The organism is Methylocystis sp., from assembly GCF_051061225.1.
GTDB lineage: Bacteria > Pseudomonadota > Alphaproteobacteria > Rhizobiales > Beijerinckiaceae > Methylocystis.
The window spans coordinates 44,877-63,534 of record NZ_JBPFEB010000067.1 but is presented as its reverse complement, the minus strand read 5'-3'; the positions used below and the strand labels follow the sequence as shown (position 1 = coordinate 63,534).

Annotated in this window: 14 protein-coding genes; 4 read left to right on the top strand and 10 right to left on the bottom strand. The window is 67.4% G+C overall.

From position 1 onward, the window contains the following. Window positions 1-80 precede the first annotated feature (80 nt). Complete coding sequence (locus ACR652_RS12195; RefSeq protein WP_434506757.1) at window positions 81-584, top strand: bactofilin family protein; 504 nt, start codon at window positions 81-83, stop codon at window positions 582-584. An 87-nt stretch (window positions 585-671) separates the two neighbouring features. Here ACR652_RS12195 and ACR652_RS12190 read toward each other — a convergent pair whose 3' ends face one another. Together ACR652_RS12190 and ACR652_RS12185 are read right to left on the bottom strand one after the other, a co-directional pair. After that, on the bottom strand, window positions 672-3,122 hold the full coding sequence (locus tag ACR652_RS12190) for a glycogen/starch/alpha-glucan phosphorylase (protein WP_434506756.1): 2,451 nt from the start codon (window positions 3,120-3,122) through the stop codon (window positions 672-674). Between the two features lie 157 nt (window positions 3,123-3,279). Beyond that, window positions 3,280-4,245, bottom strand: a complete 966-nt coding sequence (locus tag ACR652_RS12185) for an OmpA family protein (RefSeq protein WP_434506755.1) — start codon at window positions 4,243-4,245, stop codon at window positions 3,280-3,282. 157 nt (window positions 4,246-4,402) lie between these two features. On the opposite strand from ACR652_RS12185, the gene ACR652_RS12180 reads away from it, so the two are divergent. After that, window positions 4,403-5,917, top strand: coding sequence for a rhomboid family intramembrane serine protease (locus ACR652_RS12180; RefSeq protein ID WP_434506754.1), 1,515 nt, complete (start codon window positions 4,403-4,405; stop codon window positions 5,915-5,917). 49 nt (window positions 5,918-5,966) lie between these two features. On the opposite strand, the gene dnaN is transcribed toward ACR652_RS12180, so the two are convergent. Next, window positions 5,967-7,085 carry a DNA polymerase III subunit beta gene (dnaN, locus tag ACR652_RS12175; protein ID WP_434506753.1) on the bottom strand — a complete coding sequence of 373 codons (1,119 nt, stop codon included), beginning with the start codon at window positions 7,083-7,085 and terminating at the stop codon, window positions 5,967-5,969. A 216-nt stretch (window positions 7,086-7,301) separates the two neighbouring features. On the opposite strand from dnaN, the gene ACR652_RS12170 reads away from it, so the two are divergent. Next, window positions 7,302-9,560 carry a transglycosylase domain-containing protein gene (locus tag ACR652_RS12170; RefSeq protein ID WP_434506752.1) on the top strand — a complete coding sequence of 753 codons (2,259 nt, stop codon included), beginning with the start codon at window positions 7,302-7,304 and terminating at the stop codon, window positions 9,558-9,560. A 23-nt stretch (window positions 9,561-9,583) separates the two neighbouring features. On the opposite strand, the gene ACR652_RS12165 is transcribed toward ACR652_RS12170, so the two are convergent. The 5 genes from ACR652_RS12165 to sucD form a co-directional block, all read right to left on the bottom strand. Next, entirely contained in the window at window positions 9,584-10,012 is a 429-nt protein-coding gene (locus tag ACR652_RS12165; protein ID WP_434506751.1) for a Rieske (2Fe-2S) protein, read from the bottom strand. A 112-nt stretch (window positions 10,013-10,124) separates the two neighbouring features. Continuing rightward, entirely contained in the window at window positions 10,125-10,394 is a 270-nt protein-coding gene (locus ACR652_RS12160) for a DUF1150 family protein (RefSeq protein WP_434506750.1), read from the bottom strand. Window positions 10,395-10,555: 161 nt separating this feature from the next. Continuing rightward, complete coding sequence (gene odhB / locus ACR652_RS12155) at window positions 10,556-11,800, bottom strand: 2-oxoglutarate dehydrogenase complex dihydrolipoyllysine-residue succinyltransferase (protein WP_434506749.1); 1,245 nt, start codon at window positions 11,798-11,800, stop codon at window positions 10,556-10,558. 174 nt (window positions 11,801-11,974) lie between these two features. After that, window positions 11,975-14,980 (bottom strand): 2-oxoglutarate dehydrogenase E1 component, encoded by a 3,006-nt coding sequence (locus ACR652_RS12150; protein WP_434506748.1) that lies wholly within the window; start codon window positions 14,978-14,980, stop codon window positions 11,975-11,977. Window positions 14,981-15,129: 149 nt separating this feature from the next. Beyond that, window positions 15,130-16,014: a succinate--CoA ligase subunit alpha gene (gene sucD, locus ACR652_RS12145; protein WP_434506747.1), complete on the bottom strand. Its 885-nt coding sequence runs from the start codon at window positions 16,012-16,014 to the stop codon at window positions 15,130-15,132. 377 nt (window positions 16,015-16,391) lie between these two features. Here sucD and ACR652_RS12140 point away from each other — a divergent pair, with 377 nt between their 5' ends. Beyond that, a complete protein-coding gene (locus tag ACR652_RS12140; protein ID WP_434506746.1) occupies window positions 16,392-17,177 on the top strand; it encodes a hypothetical protein in 786 nt (261 codons plus the stop codon). A 128-nt stretch (window positions 17,178-17,305) separates the two neighbouring features. Here the strand turns inward: ACR652_RS12140 and rplA are convergent, their stop codons facing one another. Together rplA and rplK are read right to left on the bottom strand one after the other, a co-directional pair. Continuing rightward, window positions 17,306-18,010: a 50S ribosomal protein L1 gene (gene rplA / locus ACR652_RS12135; protein ID WP_434506745.1), complete on the bottom strand. Its 705-nt coding sequence runs from the start codon at window positions 18,008-18,010 to the stop codon at window positions 17,306-17,308. Window positions 18,011-18,014: 4 nt separating this feature from the next. After that, window positions 18,015-18,461 (bottom strand): 50S ribosomal protein L11, encoded by a 447-nt coding sequence (gene rplK, locus ACR652_RS12130; RefSeq protein WP_434506744.1) that lies wholly within the window; start codon window positions 18,459-18,461, stop codon window positions 18,015-18,017. Window positions 18,462-18,658: the final 197 nt, after the last annotated feature.

Genomic DNA, 18,658 nt, shown 5'->3' with positions numbered 1-18,658 from the left:
CATGTCTGAATTTCGCCGCGCGGGGAGGAAAAAATGTTTACCTTCGCGGCAAGGCGATTCGCACGACAAGGGATTTCGAAATGGCGACGTTCAGGCCTGACCAGGAAAATTCGGTCTATATCGGACAGGGCGTCGAGCTCACCGGGGAGATCCGGGCGCGCGACGTCATCGTGATCGACGGCGACTATGACGGCGAGATCGTTTGCAGCCACCTCGTCGTCGGCCCAACCGGGACGGTCAAGGGCAAGATCACGGCGACGAGCGCCGAAATTTCCGGCCATGTCAGCGCGGAGATCACGACAAAGCAGCTCATGGCCGTGCGCAGCACCGGCCGCGTCGAGGGCAGTTGGGACTGCGGCGCGATCGAAGTCGCGCGCGGGGCCGTGCTCAGCGGCTCGGCCAATGTCGCGGAATCGACCCCGGCGCAGCGCGGCGAAGCGCAAAAGCGCCTGCCCGAGCCGGCCTATGTCGAAGTCGAGGACGAGGAGGAAGAGGAGGCGACGGTCGCCGCCGTGCCGGCGCTCACCGGCCCGCGCCGCCTGACCCGCCTTGCCCTGCGCTCGCCGCGGCGCTCGGCCGGCTGATCCCGCGCTTGGGTGAAGGCCCGGATGCGCCCCCTCTCCCGCGAAGCGGGGGAGGGCTGGGGAGGGGACATTCCGCCTCTGCGCGATCTAAACCTCGACCTTCCAGATCTCCTCGGCATATTCCCGGATCGTTCGATCCGACGAGAACCACGCCACCCGCGCCGTATTGAGGATCGCGGAGCGACGCCACGCCGTCTGGTCGCCCCAGCGCGCGTCCGCGCTGCGCTGCGCCGCGCAATAGCTGTCGAAATCCTTCGTCACCAGGAAGTGATCATAGTAGGTCAGCGTATCGACGAGCTGGGCGTAGCGATGTCTGTCGTCCGGCGAGAACAGGCCGCGCGCGATGGCGTCGAGCGCCGCCGCGAGGCGCGGGCTGGCGGCGATGGCCTCGCGTGCGTCGATGCCCTGCGCGCGACTGGCCTCCACCTGCTGCGCGGTCAATCCGAAAATGAAGATGTTGTCGTCGCCCACCCGCTCGCGAATTTCCACATTGGCGCCGTCGAGCGTGCCGATGGTCAAGGCGCCATTGAGGGCGAATTTCATGTTGCCGGTGCCCGACGCCTCCATGCCGGCCGTCGAAATCTGCTCGGAGAGATCGGCCGCCGGAATGATCTTCTCGGCGAGACTGACATTGTAATTGGGCAGGAAGACGATCTTCAGCAGACCGCGCGCGGCGGGATCGGCGTTGACGACCTGCGCGACGTCATTGGCGAGCTTGATGATGAGCTTGGCCTGATGATAGCTCGCCGCCGCCTTGCCGGCGAAAATCTTCACGCGGGGCGCGAAGTCGCGTGACGGCTGCGAGACGATGTCGAGATAGAGCGCCGCCGCCTCCAGCACATTGAGCAACTGGCGCTTGTATTCGTGGATGCGCTTGATCTGCGCATCAAATAGCGCGCAGGACTCGACGCGCACGCCGACGCTGTCGAAGATCGTCGCGGCCAGGCGTTCCTTGTTGACGCGCTTGGCGGCGGCGAAGCGCTCCTGGAAGGACGCGTCGTCCGCATAGGCTTCAAGTCCCGCGAGCCGTGTCGGATCGTCGAAGACGGCCGGACCGATCGTTTCGGCGAGAAGCGACGACAGGGCCGGATTGGCTTCGATCAGCCAGCGCCGGAAGGTGACGCCATTCGTCTTGTTGACGATGCGGTCGGGATAGAGGCGGTGAAACTCCTTGAACACCGTCTCCTTCACCAGCTCGCTGTGCAGCGCCGAGACGCCATTGACCTTGTGCGAGCCGAGAAAGGCGAGATGGCCCATGCGCACGTGACGGCCATTGTGTTCGTCGATGAGCGAGACCGAGGCGAGCACATTGGACTCGCTCACGCCCTGCGCGCGCAGCCCGTCGAGATGAATCGCGTTGATCAGATAGATGATCTGCATGTGCCGCGGCAGCAGCTTCTCCATCAGCCACACCGGCCACGTCTCCAGCGCCTCCGGCAGGAGCGTGTGGTTCGTATAGGAGAAGGTCGCCTGCGTGATCCGCCACGCCTCTTTCCAGCCGACGCCGTGCACGTCGACGAGCAGCCGCATGAGTTCGGCGACGCCGATCGCCGGATGGGTGTCGTTGAGCTGGATGGCGACCTTGTCGGCGAGCCGGCGGATGTCGCCGTTCTGCTTCATGTGACGGCGGATGAGATCCTGCAGGGACGCCGATGCGAAGAAATACTCCTGCCGCAGCCGCAGCTCCTGTCCCGCGGGCGTGGAGTCGCTGGGATAGAGCACCTTGGAGATCGCCTCGGCGCGCACCTGCTCCGTGAGCGCGCCGACATGATCGCCCTGATTGAAGGCGTCGAGGCGCAAGGGATCGGGCGCGCGCGCGGACCACAGCCGCAGCGTGTTCACATGCCGGCCGCGCCAGCCCACGACGGGCGTGTCATAGGCGACGGCGACGATGGTTTCCGCCGGAACCCACACATGCGCCAGCACCCCATCCGCCAGCCGCGCGCTTTCCACATGCCCGCCGAAGCCGACGTCATAGGTGATTTCGGGACGCGGGAACTGCCAGGCGTTGCCGAAGGAGAGCCAGTCCTCCGGATATTCCTGCTGCCAGCCGTCCTTGAGGGTCTGCCGGAACAGCCCGTGGTCGTAGCGGATGCCATAGCCCATGGCGGCGATGTCGAGCGTCGCCATGCTGTCCATGAAGCAGGCGGCGAGGCGGCCGAGCCCGCCATTGCCGAGCGCCGCGTCGGGCTCGACCTCGCGCAGCTTCTCAAGATCGACGCCGAGTTCGGCGAGCGCGTCGCGCATCGCGGCGGTCAGGCCGAGATTGGTCAACGTGTCGATCAGCAGGCGCCCGACGAGAAATTCGAGCGAGAGGTAATACACGCGCCGCCGGTCCTCGGCGTAATTGCGCCGGGTCGCGGCGAGCCAGCTTTCGACGAGGCGGTCGCGGGCGGCGAGCGCCGTCGCGACGAACCAGTCGCGCGGGCTGGCGGCCGCATTGTCCTTGCCGATCGTATAGGTGAGGCGCCGTTGCACCTCGCTTTTCAGCGCGGCGACGGCGGCGGCGTGGGAGGTGGTCGGGTCGATGGCGTTCAAGGCTCGTCTTTCCAGGCAGGACGCGGCGCGCGCTCAGACTGCGGGGCCAGCGCTCCAGGGCGCGGCTCTCGTCACGGCAAGAGTTGTGCCGGGGCGCGTCGCGAGACATTAGACAAGGCGCTCGCGCGGGTAAACAAAAGCCGTCCGAGGCGCCCGGTCAGCGCAGGATGTAATCGATCGCGCTGTCGCCGCGCCGCGCCTCCTGCGCGCCGGCGCAACAGCCCACCGCCGTGAGCTTGCGGCCCGCGACGCCCTCGCGGCGCAAATAGCGCTCGACGGCGCGCGCGCGACGCTGCGCCAGCGCCTCATTGGCGGCGCCCTGGCCGGCGTGGCCGCGCACCTCGATGGCGCGCGCCTCGGGGCAGCGGCGGATCACGTCGACGGCCTTGTCGAGCGCCGCCGCCGCGCGGCGGTCGATGATTTCGCGCGCGCGGGGGAAGGCGACCGGCTCGGCGACGGCGACGGCGTCGAGGGCGCGCTGGCAGGCGGCGGCGTCGAGACCGCCCGAGGGCGCGGGCGCCTCCGCCGGGGCGGGCGTGGGAGACGGCGCGGGCGCCTCATCGGTTGGCTTTTCGGTCGGGCCGGAGGCCGCCGCCCGCGCGACGCTCACCCGCCGCACGCCGGGCGCGGCGGCGATTTGGGCGATCAGCTCCCGGGCGTCGCCCATGGCGGGTGGAACCGTCACGTCGCGCCCCGCGACCGCGACTGCGGCGGGATCGGCGCCAGCCGCCCCGGCGAGGGCGGCGATGCGTTTTTGCACCTGCGCGTCATAGGCGGGTCCGGCGATTGCGACGGCGCCCAACCATAGGAGCGCGGCGGCCGGCAGGCCCAGCGCCCAGCGCTCATGGGTGGGCAGCGTCCCGCGCATCGCCGCGACGGCGGCGGCTCCGGCGAGAAAGGCCGTGAAGCAGGCCAGCGCGCTTTCCATCGCCGCCGCGACGGCCCCCTCGACCGCGCCGAAGGAGAGGGCGATCGCGGCCGCGACAAAGGCCGCGGCGAACCACATCAGCCAGCGCGCCGGCCGCCTGCGCGGCGCGCCGCCGCGCGCGAAGGCTCCGGTCGCCGCGCCGAGCGCGAGGCAGGCCGCGAGCCAGGGCCAGAGAAAGCTGAGAAAATCGAGCATGGCGACCTTGTCGCGGGCAAAAGCCGCGCTTTGAAGACAATGCGGCGCCCAAAAAGGGATCGCAAGCCTCGCGCCGCCGCGGGGAACAGGCCTTGCGTTGACTTTGCGCGGGGAGCGCGCACATCCTCGCCCGCAGGTTTCAAAAAGCGAGCCGCAGATGACGTTTCAGACCATCCTCGCCGTCAATCTGATGGCGCTGTCCGCCCTGGCCCTGCTGCTCGAGCTGTGGCGGGGACGTGGAAGGCCCGGAAGTTTCGCGTTCGTCAATGCGCTGGTGCTGGTCGTCGGCGGCTTTGGCCTGTGGGCGCGGCCGCAGGAAGCGGGCTGGCTCGCCTCGCTGGTGTTCTTTCCGCTGGTCGCGGCGCCGGCGGCGTTCGGCGCGCTCCAGTCGCGCTACACCCGCGCGGGTCGTCTGGAGACCGCCGCGCGCTGCGCCGACCTCGCCGCCCTCTTCCATCCGACCGCCATGATGCGCCTGTCCGCCGCCTACGCCCGCGCCGCCGCGATCGAGGATCCGCGCGAGAAGGCCCGCGCCTTCGCCGCGCTCGCGGCCGAAGCGCCCCCCGAACAGGCGGCGGCCATCGAGACGCGTCTCCTTGCCGAGCGCGGCGACTGGGCGAAGGCCCTCGTTCTCGCGCAGAACCCTGAAAACGCCCGCCAGCTCGCGGGCTACCGTTTCCGCGCCCTTGGCGAAACCGGCCGCATCGAGGAGCTGATGCGCGATTACGCGCGTTCGGTGGATTCGACGCCGCTCGAACAGACCGGCTTTTCCTGGCTGTTCGTGCTCGCCTTCGGCGGGCGCCCGCGCGAGGTCGAGGACCTCGCCACGAGGATCATGCGCCTCGACGCCGACTCGACGGCCTATTGGGTCGCGGTCGCCGAGCGACAGGCCGGCGCGGCGGCGCCCGCCCGCGCGACTTTCGAGCGGCTCGCGGTGAGCCTCAGGGAGACGCCATCGGCCATCGCCGCGCGCCGGCAGCTCGCGAGCGACTGGTCTCCGCCGCCGCCGCTCTCGCCGCGCGCGCAGGAAATCGTCGAAGGCGTCGCGGCGCGCGTCGCGGCGGAAAGCGCCCGGCAGGCGCGCGGCTGGCGCCTGCCGCCCGTCACACTGACCCTCATCATCGTCAATTCGGCGATGTTTGCCGCGGAAGTCGCGCTCGGCGGGTCGCAGGACGTGTCGACCCTGATCCGGCTCGGCGCGCTCTGGGCGCCGCTCGTCCTGCAGGGAGAGGGCTGGCGCATTCTCACGGCGACCTTTCTCCATTACGGCCCGCTGCATTTCGCGCTCAACATGATGATGCTGGCGCTGATCGGCCGGGAGATCGAACACGAGACGGGAGCGCTGCGCACGCTCATCGCCTATTTTGGCGCCGCGCTGTTCTCTTCCTTCGTCGTGCTGGCGGTCATGATCATCGGCGCGGGCTACGGGCTTTATGTCGGCGCGTCGGGCGCCATCTTCGGCGTCTTTGGCGTCGCCGCCGCGCTGCGGCTCAGGGATTGGCGCCATCACCGCGCCAGCCTCGACGCCTTTCGCGCCACGGCGCTCGGCGTCGCCATGCTGGTTCAGATCGCCGCGGATTTCCTGCTGCCCATGTCGAGCCTCGCCGCGCATCTGTCGGGCTTCTGCATCGGGCTGTTCATGGGGCTTTTCATCAAGCCCCGGCGCGGTTGACCGCAGGCGCCCCGCCGCCTCCGGCAGCCCCGAACGCGGCGGAGTCTTCTCAGACCCGCATCGGCATCAGCACGTAGAGCGCGCTCGCCCCGTCGCGGTCCTGGATCAATGTCGGCGAACCGGGGTCGGCGAGCTTGAAAAGCGCCGTGTCGCTGTCGAGCTGCTGCGTGATGTCGAGAAGGTAACGGGCGTTGAAGCCGACATCGAGCGGCGGGCCATCGTAATCCGCCTCGATCTCCTCCACCGCCGATCCCTGATCCGGATTGGTGACGGAGAGCACCAGCTTGCCCTCGGTGAGCGCGAGTTTCACGGCGCGGCCGCGTTCGGAGGAAATGGTCGACACGCGGTCGACCGCCTTGGCGAACACGTCGCGTTCGACGGTGAGGCGCTTGTCATTGCCCGAAGGGATGACGCGCGCGTAATCCGGGAAGGTGCCGTCGATCAGCTTCGTCGTCAGCAGCGCGTCGCCAAAGGAGAAGCGCATCTTGTTCGCCGACAGCTCGATGCGCACCTCGCCCTGCGCGTCCTCGATCAGGCGCAGGACCTCCTGCACCGCCTTGCGCGGCAGAATGACGCCCGGCATGCCGGCGGCGCCCTCGGGGGCCGGCAGTTCGAGGCGGGCGAGACGATGGCCGTCGGTGGCGACGGCGCGCAGCATCATCTGGCCCTCGACCTCCATGGCGTGGAAATAGATGCCGTTGAGATAATAGCGCGTCTCTTCGCTGGAGATCGCGAACTGGGTCTTCTCGATCAGCCGCTTGAGGTCGCCCGGCGGCAGGGAGAAGCCATGGCTGAACTCCCCTGAGGTCACGTCGGGGAAATCGCTCTCCGGCAAAGTCGAGAGATTGAAGCGCGAACGGCCCGAGCGCAGGGTGAGCTGACCCGCCTCGCCCGTCTCGTCGAGCGAGACCTGCGCGCCCTCGGGAAGCTTGCGCACGATGTCGTAGAGCGTATGCGCCGGCAGGGTGGTTCCGCCCGGCTGGCCCACGTCGGCCACGGCCTTTTCCGTGATTTCGAGATCGAGGTCGGTCGCCTTGAGCGTCAAGGCGCCGTCCCGCGCGTCGATGAGGACATTGGCGAGGATCGGGATCGTCGTGCGGCGCTCAACAACCCGGTGAACATGGCCGAGCGCCCGCAGCAGGGCCGCTCTCTCGATCGTGACCTTCATCGCCGGAATACCGTCCGCGTGTTCTTGGGCGCGCCGCGCCGGGGGCCTTGGGCGCCTCGGCGCCGGGGGCGGAGACTTTGACAAGCCAGGCGCGGATGCGCAAGTGGCGCGGTTCCGCCCTTGTGGAGAAATGATTCCTTAACCGGCCTTTAAACGGCCTTTCTTAAGGTGAATGCGAGAGGCGAGGCTCGGCGGACGCCTCGGGGCGGGAGTGCTATGGCGCGCAACGGCAATCGCCGGGAACCCAGGTTCAACGACGACGAGGACGACGACCTCCGGGCCGAGGCCCGCCCGGCGGCGCGCGCGCGCGCCGCGCCGCAGCGACGGCGCCGCTCGGGATCGCTGATCGGCGCCCTGATCTACTGGAGCCTGACGCTTTCCGTCTGGGGCGCGATCGGCGGCGGCGCGCTCGCGGTCTATTACGGCTCGCAATTGCCGCCCATCGATCAGCTCTCCGTGCCCAAGCGGCCGCCCAACATCGCCATCATGGGCGCGGACGGGTCGCTTCTCGCCAATCGCGGCGACACGGGAGGCGCCGCGATCCGCATCGCCGATCTGCCGCCCTATCTGCCCAAGGCCTTCGTCGCCATCGAGGACAGACGTTTCTATTCGCACTGGGGCGTCGATCCGCAGGGCATCGCCCGCGCGCTGGTGCGCAATGTCGCGGGACGCGGCGGCATGCAGGGCGGCTCGACCCTGACCCAGCAGCTCGCCAAGAACCTGTTTCTCACGCAGGAGCGCACGCTCTCGCGCAAGATTCAGGAGGCGATCCTCGCCATCTGGCTGGAGCACAAATACACCAAGGACCAGATTCTCGAGCTCTATCTCAATCGCGTCTATTTCGGCTCCGGCGCCTATGGCGTCGAGGCGGCGACCCAGCGCTATTTCGGCCACGGCGCCAGCACCGCCACGCTCTCGGAAGCCGCCGTGCTGGCGGGGCTGATGAAGGCGCCGAGCAAGCTTGCGCCCGACCGCAATCCGGAGGGCGCCACCGAGCGCGCGGCGCAGGTCGTCGCCGCCATGGCCCAGGAAGGTTTCATCTCCGACAAGATGGCGAAAGGCGCGCTCGCCAGTCCCGCCCGCACGCAAAGGGAGAACGGCGCCGGGTCGATCAATTACGCCGCCGATTACGTGATGGACGTGCTCGACGACACGGTGGGCGCGATCGATCAGGACATCGTCGTGACGACGACGATCGACCCGCGTCTGCAGGCCGTGGCTGAGGGCGCGCTCAAGGAGGAGCTCGATAAAAAGGGCGCGAAATTCGGCGTCAGCCAGGGCGCGATCGTCTCGCTCGATCCGACCGGCGCCGTTCGCGCGCTCGTCGGCGGCCGGGACTATTCGGAAAGCCAGTTCAACCGCGCCGTCTCGGCCCGGCGCCAGCCCGGCTCGGCCTTCAAGCCCTTCGTCTATCTCGCGGGCGTGGAACATGGGCTGACGCCGGAGACGGTGCGCGAGGACGGCCCGCTCAACATCAAGGGCTGGACGCCGGAAAACTACAGCCACGAATATTTCGGACCGGTGACGCTCACCAGGGCGCTGGCGCTGTCGCTCAATACCGTGGCTGTGCGCGTCGGCATGGAAGTGGGGCCGAAGACGGTGGTGAAGACCGCCCATCGGCTGGGCGTTCAGTCGGAGCTTCAGCCCAACGCCTCCATCGCGCTCGGCACTTCCGAAGTGACGCCGCTGGAGCTGGTCGCGGCCTACGCGCCTTTCGCCAACGGCGGGATCGGCGTGCAGCCCTACATCATCTCGCGCGTGAAAACCGGCGCGGGCAAGACGCTCTACACCCGCAAGCCGGCCTCCCTCGGCCGCGTCGTCGACCCGCAATATGTGGGCATGATGAACGACATGATGCAGGAGACGCTGCTCACCGGCACGGCCCGCAAGGCGGAGCTTCCCGGCTGGCAGGCGGCGGGCAAGACCGGCACCAGCCAGGATTTCCGCGACGCCTGGTTCATCGGCTACACGAGCCGGCTGATCACGGGCGTGTGGCTCGGCAACGACGACAGTTCGCCCACGAAAAAGGCTTCGGGCGGCAATCTCCCGGTCGAGATCTGGAGCCGCTACATGTCGATCGCCCACAAGGGCCTGCCAGTCGCGGGCCTGTCGACCAACGGCTGGCGCTCCGAGGGCGGCGGCGTCGACGAGGTTGTCGCCAAGCCGCTCGACGATCTGATTGGCCTCTTCACCGGCGCCGCCGCGCCCCCGCCGCCGCCGCCCCGGCAGCGCCAGGCCCCGCCGCTTCCGCCAGAGGAGCCCGCGAGAGCCGCCCAGAGCGCAGGAGACGACCAGACCGCGACGATCACGGCTCCCCCGGCCGCGCGCCCGCGCGCCGCCGCGCCCAGGGACATCGACGATCTGCTGCCGCCCGAGGACATTCCCGACGCGGGCGCGCCGCCGCCCCCGCCGCGCGGACGCAAGCAGGCCGGCCGTGACCGGAATGTTTTCGAGCAGCTCTTCGGCGAACCGTAAAGCCTGCGCGAGGCGGGAGAACCTCAGTCCGAGGTGATCATGATCTGCGGCGTTTCGTCGTTTTCCGGACGGTCGAGCCCGTCCTCCTCGGCGAGGTCGACGCCGACGATGCAGACGTCCTCGCCATCGACGATCACCGGGACCTTCTCAAGAGTCGCGCCCGCGCAGGGTCCGTCCGTGCACGCGCCGGTCGCGATCTCGAACAGCGCGCCATGCTTGCCGCAGACGATGGCGCGATGCCCCTGATCGAGGAAATGCCCGGGCTGGAAGTCGATCCGCGATCCCTGGTGCGGGCAGCGGTTCACATAGGCGTGGAAGCTCTTGCCCTGCCGAACCAGCATGATCGGGAAGGGAATTGTCTTGCCGCCCTCGCGCCGGGCGAGCACGAAGCCGATCGCGCCCCGCTTGGCGACATCGTTCACATGGCAAACCGCAAAGATTTCCTCGGCCATCGGCGCCTCCCGCGCGGAGTTCGGTGTCTCCACGGCGGGAAGCAATTTTCTTGCCTTTACGGTATTCGGTGTTCGCTCTGCTTCCCCCGTGACCCCACGCCCACCGCGACGCTCAGTGGAGGCTGACCATCGTCAGATCATTTTCGCGCGCATTGCCGATCGCGCCTTCTTCGGAGTCCGCCAGCACGATCGGGCTGCCGTCGGCCCCGATCAGCACGAAGATGGTGAGACCGGGCTCGATCTGCGGCGCCTGCGGATAGAGACGGTTGACGTCCTCCGAGCGCATCTCCCGGACATAGGCGATCATGCCCTCGCCAAGATTGGCGAATTGCTCCGGCGTCAGCAGAGGCGCCCTGCGTGTTTCAATGTCTTGTTTTTGCATCTCGCTCCTCCTCGGCGTCCGTTGAAGACCCGCCCGTCGGCGCCTGCTCTGCAGCACGTCTTGGGGAATAAATTTGTGCGCCTTGGAGGAGTTTTAAAGAGGCTGGAGACGGGATTCTGCGGCCAGGGCCGAGATGCGCCGGAGAGCGCCGGCCCTGTCCCTTACAGCCCCAGCGCCAGCCGGCCGGGATCCTCCAGCGTCTCCTTGACGCGGACGAGGAAGGTGACGGCCTCCTTGCCGTCGACGATGCGGTGATCGTAGCTGAGCGCCAGATACATCATCGGACGGATTTCCACCTTGCCGTCGACCGCGACCGGCCGCTCCTGAATCTTGTGCATGCCGAGGATGCCCGATTGCGGCGCGTTGAGGATCGGCGTCGACATCAGCGAGCCATAGACGCCGCCATTGGAGATGGTGAAGGTGCCGCCCTGAAGATCGGCGATGTCGAGCGTCCCCTCGCGCGCCTTTTTGCCGAGCGCCGCGATGCCCTTCTCGATCTCGGCGACGCTCATCCGGTCGGCGTCTCTGAGCACCGGCACGACGAGGCCCTTGTCCGTGCCCACCGCCACGCCGATGTGGCAGTAGCGCTTGTAGACGATGTCGGTCCCGTCGATCTCCGCGTTCACCGCCGGGATTTCCTCGAGCGCCTGACAGCAGGCCTTCACGAAATAGCCCATGAAGCCGAGCTTCACGCCGTGCTTCTTCTCGAACAGCTCCTTGTATCTCGCGCGCTGCGCGATCAGCGCCGACATGTCGACCTCGTTGAAGGTCGTCAGCATGGCGGCGACGTTCTGCGCCTCCTTGAGGCGGCGCGCGATGGTCTGGCGCAGCCGCGTCATCTTCACGCGCTCCTCGCGCGCGGCGTCCTCCTGCGGGGCGCGCGGGGCGGGGACCGGCGCGGGCGCTTCGACCGGCGCGGGCGCGGCGGGAGCGCGGGCGGCGAGCTCGATGACATCGGATTTCAGCGCCTGACCGCGCTTGCCGGACCCGGCGATCTGGGACAGGTCGATCCCCTTGTCGGCCGCGATCTTGGCGGCTGCCGGAGACGGCGGCATGGCGCTCGCCGCAGCGGCGGGCGCGGGAGTCGCGGGCGCGGGCGCGGCCGGGGCGACGGGCGCCGGTTTCGCGGCGGGGGCGGGCGAAGGGGCGGATGGCGCGGCGGCTCCGGCGGCGCCCGGCGTGATCTGCCCCAGCAACGCGCCGGGCTGCACCGTCTCCCCCTCCTTGGCGACGATCTCGGCCAGCACGCCGGCGGCCGGCGCGTTGACTTCGAGCGTCACCTTGTCGGTCTCAAGCTCAGCGAGCGGCTCGTCGGCGCGCACGACGTCGCCCGCCTTCTTGAACCAGCGGCCGATGGTCGCCTCGGTAACGGATTCGCCGAGAGTCGGAACGCGAATTTCAGTCATTATCGGATCGTCCTTGGCGGCGTCTGCCCCCTCTCCCCGCGCGCGGGGAGAGGGCTGGGGTGATGGGCAGGCAAGTTCGAGAACATTTCTATGAGACGCGGTATTCAAACGTCGGCGAAGCGGCCTTGCCCCTCGCCCTGATCCTCACCCCGCCAGGCGGGGAGAGGGGAAATCCTATGCCGCGAAGGCGTCGTCCAGAAACGCCTTGAGCTGCGCGAGATGCTTGGACATGGTGCCCGCGGCCGTTGACGCCGAGGCCGGACGTCCGACATAGCGGGCGCGCTTCGACTTGCCGCCGACCTGGCCCAGCACCCATTCGAGATAGGGCTCGACGAAGAACCAGGCGCCCATGTTCTTGGGCTCCTCCTGGCACCAGACGACGTCGGCGTTCCTGAACCGCGCCATGGCCGTGACGAGACCCTTCAGCGGGAAGGGATAGAGTTGCTCGACGCGCAGCAGATAGACGTCGTCGATTCCGCGCTTTTCGCGGTCTTCGAGCAGGTCGTAATAAACCTTGCCGGAGCACAGAACCACGCGGCGGATGGCGTCGTCGCCCTTCAGCGTCGGCTGCTCCGGCGTCGCCGTCTCGGCGTCGTCGAGCAGGATGCGCTGGAAGCTCGAGGCCATGCCCATTTCGCCCAGCCGCGAAACGCAGCGCTTGTTGCGCAGGAGCGACTTCGGCGTCATCAGCACCAGCGGCTTGCGCATGTTGCGATGCAATTGCCGGCGCAGGATGTGGTAGTAATTCGCCGGCGTCGAGCAATTGGCGACCTGCATGTTGTCTTCCGCGCACAATTGCAGATAGCGTTCGAGCCGCGCCGAGGAATGTTCCGGCCCCTGCCCTTCATAGCCGTGCGGCAGCAGGCAGACGAGGCCCGACATGCGCAGCCATTTGCGTTCGCCGGCGGAGAGAAACTGGTCGAAGACCACCTGCGCGCCATTGGCGAAGTCGCCGAACTGCGCCTCCCACAGCACCAGCGCGTCGGGCTCGGCGAGCGAATAGCCATATTCGAAACCGAGCACCGCCTCTTCCGAGAGCATCGAATTGATGACCTCGAAGCGCCCCTGTTTCGGTCCGACATGATCGAAGGGGATGTAGCGCGCCTCCGTCTCCTGATCGATGAGCACGGCGTGACGCTGCGAGAAGGTGCCGCGCTCCACATCCTGTCCGGAGAGGCGCACATTGTGGCCTTCGGCGAGCAGCGTCCCGAAGGCGAGCGCCTCGGCCGTGGCCCAGTCGATCGCCGCGCCCTCCTCGATCGCATTGCGGCGATTGTCGAGGAAGCGCTGGATCGTGCGATGCACACGGAAATCGGACGGGACGGTGGTGAGCTTGGCGCCGAGCTCCTTCAGCGATTCCAGCGGCGCGCCGGTCTTGCCGCGTCGCTCGTCCTCGGAGGCCTGATAGCCCGGCTTCAATCCGGCCCAGCGCCCGTCGAGCCAGTCCGCCTTGTTGGGCTTGTAGCTCTGGCCCGCCTCGAACTCCGCTTCGAGATGCGCGCGCCAACCCTCCTTTATCCGGTCGGCGTCGGCCTGGGTCATTTGCCCTTCGGCGATGAGCCGCTCGCCATAGAGATCCAGCGTCGTGCGATGCGCGCGGATCTTCTTGTACATGAGCGGCTGGGTGAAGCCCGGCTCGTCGCCTTCATTGTGGCCGAAGCGCCGGTAGCACCACATGTCGATGACGACGGGCTTCTGGAACTGCTGACGGAATTCGATTGCGACGCGCGCCGCGAACACCACGGCTTCCGGATCGTCGCCATTCACATGGAAGATCGGCGCCTCGACCATTTTCGCGACGTCGGAGGGATAGGGCGAGGAGCGCGAGAAACGCGGATAGGTGGTGAAGCCGATCTGATTGTTGATGATGAAATGCAGCGAGCCGCCCGTGCGATGGCCCTTGAGCCCGGAGAGGCCGAAACATTCGGCCACCACGCCCTGCCCGGCAAACGCCGCGTCGCCATGGATGAGCAGCGGCAGCACGGCGCGGCGGTCGCCGCCATGCTGGTCCTGCTTGGCGCGCACCTTGCCGAGCACCACGGGGTCGACGATTTCGAGATGCGACGGATTGGCGGTGAGCGAGAGATGCACCTTGTTGCCGTCGAATTCGCGATCGGAAGAGGCGCCGAGATGATATTTGACGTCGCCCGACCCTTCCACCTCGTCCGGCAGGAAGGAGCCGCCCTTGAACTCGTGAAACAGCGCCCGGTGCGGCTTCGCCATCACCTGGGAGAGCACGTTGAGACGGCCGCGATGGGCCATGCCGAGCACGATTTCCTGCACGCCCAGCGCGCCGCCGCGCTTGATGATCTGCTCCAGCGCCGGAACGATGGACTCGCCGCCGTCGAGACCGAAGCGCTTGGTGCCGGTATATTTGACGTCGAGGAATTTCTCGAAGCCCTCGGCCTCGACCAGCTTGTTGTAGATCGCGCGCTTGCCCTCGGCGGTGAAGACGATCTCCTTCTGCGGGCCTTCGATGCGCGCCTGCAGCCAGGCCTTCTCCTCGGGGCTGGAGATATGCATGAATTCGAAGCCGATCGAGCCGCAATAGGTGCGGCGCAGGATCGTGACCATCTCGAAGACGCTGGCGTATTTCATGCCGAGCACGCCGTCGATGAAGATCTTGCGGTCGTAATCCTCGTCCTTGAACCCATAGGTCTCGGGATGCAGCTCGCCATGGTCATGGCGCTGTTCGAGGCCGAGCGGATCGAGATTGGCGTGCAGATGGCCGCGCATGCGATAGGCGCGGATCATCATCAGCGCGCGCACGGAGTCGCGGGTGGCGCGGCGGATTTCATCCGCCGTGACGGCGGTGGGCGCGGGAACGGGGGCGCCCTTCGGAGCGGCCTTCGGAGCGGTCCTGGCGGGCGCCGCGGTCGCGGCGTCCTCGCCGGTCAGCGCGCTCACCCATTCGCCGTCGGCGACGGGCGGCCAGTCCGGACGCGCCCAGCTCGGGCCGCTGGGCGCGGCCCCGGGAACGACGCCCATTTCGGAAAAGAATTTTGCCCACTCCGGGGAGACCGAGGCGGGATCGGCCTCATAGGCGTCGAGCAGGCCCTCGAGCCAGGCCGCATTGGCGCCCTGGAGAAAAGACGTAATTGCAAAGCCCTGGTTTTGCGCGGTGCGGGGACCGCCGGGAGCCGCCGGTCCGCCAACGCCATCAGTTTCAAGACGCGCCATTTATCTCGCTTCTCGTGAAGCCCGAGACGGCGCGTCCACAGGGTCTCTGCCGAGCCGCCGCCGAAGGCTTGTTTCAGGGCGCCGCCTTTTTAAGCGGCGTCGCCCCTCATTTAAGTTCTCCGAGGCGGTAAAGAAGGGCGCGGCTGCGCCTAACCTTTCAGCACCTCGACCAAAGTCTTGCCCAGACGCGCCGGAGAGGGGGAAACCCTGATTCCGGCCGCCTCCATCGCCGCGATCTTGCTCTCGGCGTCACCCTTGCCGCCCGAAATGATGGCGCCGGCATGGCCCATGCGGCGACCGGGAGGGGCGGTGCGGCCGGCGATGAAGCCCACCATGGGCTTCTTGCGGCCGCGCTTGGCCTCGTCTTTCAAGAACTGGGCCGCTTCCTCCTCGGCCGAGCCGCCGATCTCGCCGATCATGATGATCGACTTGGTCGCCTCGTCGGCGAGGAACAGCTCCAGCACCTCGATGAAGTCCGTGCCCTTGACCGGATCGCCGCCGATGCCGACGGCCGTGGTCTGGCCGAGACCCTCGCGGGTCGTCTGGAAGACCGCCTCATAGGTCAGCGTGCCGGAGCGCGACACGACGCCCACCGAGCCGCGGGAGAAGATGTTCCCCGGCATGATACCGATCTTGCTTTCGCCAGCCGTGACGACGCCCGGGCAGTTCGGCCCGATGAGGCGCGATTTGGAGCCCGAGAGGGAGCGCTTGACGCGGATCATGTCCTGGACCGGCACGCCCTCGGTGATGCAGACGATCAGCGGGATCTCGGCGTCGATGGCCTCGCAGATGGCGTCGGCCGCGCCCGGCGGCGGAACGTAAACGACCGACGCTTCGGCGCCGGTCCTGGCGCGGGCTTCAGCCACCGTGTCGAAGACCGGCAGGCCGAGATGGGTGGAGCCGCCTTTGCCCGGGGACACGCCGCCGACCATCTTGGTTCCGTAGGCGATCGCCTGCTCCGAATGGAAGGTGGCGGTCTTGCCGGTGAACCCTTGAGTGATGACTTTGGTGTTCTTGTCGATCAGCACGGACATGCAGCGATTCCTAAAGAGAACGGGCGCGCGGTGAAGCGCAAGCGCCCGGCGCCCCGTAAACGGCGGCCCGGCCCTCGCGCGGCGAATATCGCGGCCGCCAAACTATTGGCAAGAGCGCCCGCGCACAAGGCGGAAAGCGTCAGGAACAGGCACGTGCGGCAAGGGGACGCGAGGGGATGGCGGCGATCCGTGTCGGCCGCCGCCGGCCGGAAGCCGGCTTGTCCGAAATCGAGGCGCCCTTGCCGCGCGTCAGGCCGCGTTGTTGCGGCGCGGCCACAGGCGGCCAAATAAACGCCACGCTCAAGATTTGCCAATTTCGACGCCGGGCGTCGTTGTTTACCATTTGTTAAGTTTCAGCTTGCCGGGAGATTCGGCCAATGAACAGATTTCTCCTCGCTTTGGGAATTATTTCGCTTTCTGGATGCGCCCACGATCCGATCCCCTTCCTGGATGGCCCAAGCCCGTATCTGGTCGGCCCCAACCAGTACATGAGCGACGAGGAACTGAAGAGAGTCGTAGCGGCCGACGACCTCAACAGAGCGGGCGTCCTGGACGAGGCTTTGACGTCGGCTCAGAGCCGGAACCAAGTCATCACGGCCAAGATGTTCGTGATTGACCACAACTACAATGTTTACGAGTCGAAGCTCGGCAAGGAGAACGAATTCGCCAATCTCGCAACCTCGATCGCCTCACTCGGGGTTTCCACTGCGGGCGCGACCATTCCGGTCGGCCAGACAACGAAGGTTCTCGCGGCGGTGGCGACCGGGATCACGGGATCGAAGGCGGCTTTCGACCGGGACGTGCTGATGACGCGAACCATTCAGGTTGTCGAAACACAGATGCGCACGGACCGCGCGAATGTCGCCAAGCTTCTCCGCTCTCGCATGAGTTGCTCGATCGACGAGTATCCTCTGTTCATGGCGATGTCCGATCTGGACACCTACCGTCAGGCGGGAACGCTCGAATATGCGATGACCTCACTCGAAAAACTGGCGGCCAAAGCCGAAGCCGACGCCACGGCGAAGACGACGTCCGCGGCCGGCGTGAAAGTCGACTCCGACGTGACGACCGCGCTCAAGGCGCTCGACAATGCGGGCAAGGCTGTGTCGGCCCTGCAGACCGCCTGTCCGCTGAGCCCGCCGAAGCCTTCGTCAAAGGGATAGGAGCGCGAATCTTCCTCGGGAGCGCGCGACATGCGCGTCGACTCCGACAAGCTCGCATCGCTGATTGCTGAAAACGAAAAAGCCGGCGGTTTCCCGCCGGCTCCCAAATCTCGAAACTGTTCCAGTCCTTACGCCGTGGTCGCGCCCAGCGAGCCGACTTCGACCTTCACGCCCGGGCCCTGGGTCGAGCTGATGGCGACGCGCTGGATATAGGTGCCCTTGGCGCCCTGCGGCTTGGCCTTGGCAACCGCGTCGACGAAGGCCTTGATGTTCTCGACGAGCTTGTCGTCGTTGAACGAGGCCTTGCCGACCGTGCCCTGAATGATGCCGGCCTTTTCGACGCGGAACTCGACCGCGCCGCCCTTGGAGGCCTTCACCGCGCCGGCGACGTCCATCGTCACCGTGCCGACCTTCGGGTTGGGCATCATGCCGCGCGGGCCGAGCACCTTGCCGAGGCGGCCGACCAGCGGCATCATGTCCGGCGTGGCGATGCAGCGATCGAAGTCGATCGTGCCGCCCTGGACGATGCTGACCAGATCCTCCGCGCCGACGACGTCGGCGCCCGCGGCCTTGGCCTCATCGGCCTTGGCGCCGCGCGCGAAGACGCCGACGCGCAGGACGCGGCCGGTGCCGTTCGGCAGATTGACGACGCCGCGGACCATCTGGTCGGCGTGCTTGGGGTCGACGCCGAGGTTCATGGCGATCTCGACCGATTCGTCGAACTTGGCCGTCGCGCGGCTGCGCACGAGCTTCACGGCCTCGTCGATCGGGTAGAGCTTGGTGCGCTCGATGCCCTCGCGGGCCTTCTGGATACGTTTTCCGACATGCGCCATGGTCTTACTCCACCACCTCGAGGCCCATCGCGCGGGCGGAGCCTTGAATCATCGACATTGCCGACTCGACCGACGCGCAGTTCAGATCGACCATCTTCTTTTCAGCGATGTCGCGAATCTGCGCCTTGGTGATCTTGCCGACGACGTTACGGCCGGGGGTCTTCGAGCCCGAAGCCGGCTTCTTGCCGATCTTGAGGCCAACGGCCTTCTTCAGGAAGAAGGAGACCGGCGGCTGCTTCATCTCGAAGGTGAAGGAGCGGTCCTGATAGGCGGTGATGATGACGGGGATCGGCGTCCCCTTCTCCACCTGCGCCGTCTTGGCGTTGAACGCCTTGCAGAATTCCATGATGTTAAGGCCGCGCTGACCGAGCGCGGGACCAATCGGCGGCGAGGGGTTCGCCGCGCCGGCCGGCACCTGCAGCTTTATGTAGCCGGCAATTTTCTTCGCCATTGACCTTCTCCAACGAATGACGGCGCGCGACGCCGAACAGCGCCCGCTTCCGCCGGTTGCAGTTCGTGGTCCGGTCCGTGGTCCCCGATGGCGTTCGGGGCGGGCCCGCCACGTATGATGCCCCGGACAGCGAGGCCATCCGGGGGACGCGCCGCTTTTAGGGGAAGGCGGCGGAAAGAGCAAGCAGGGAAAGCGGG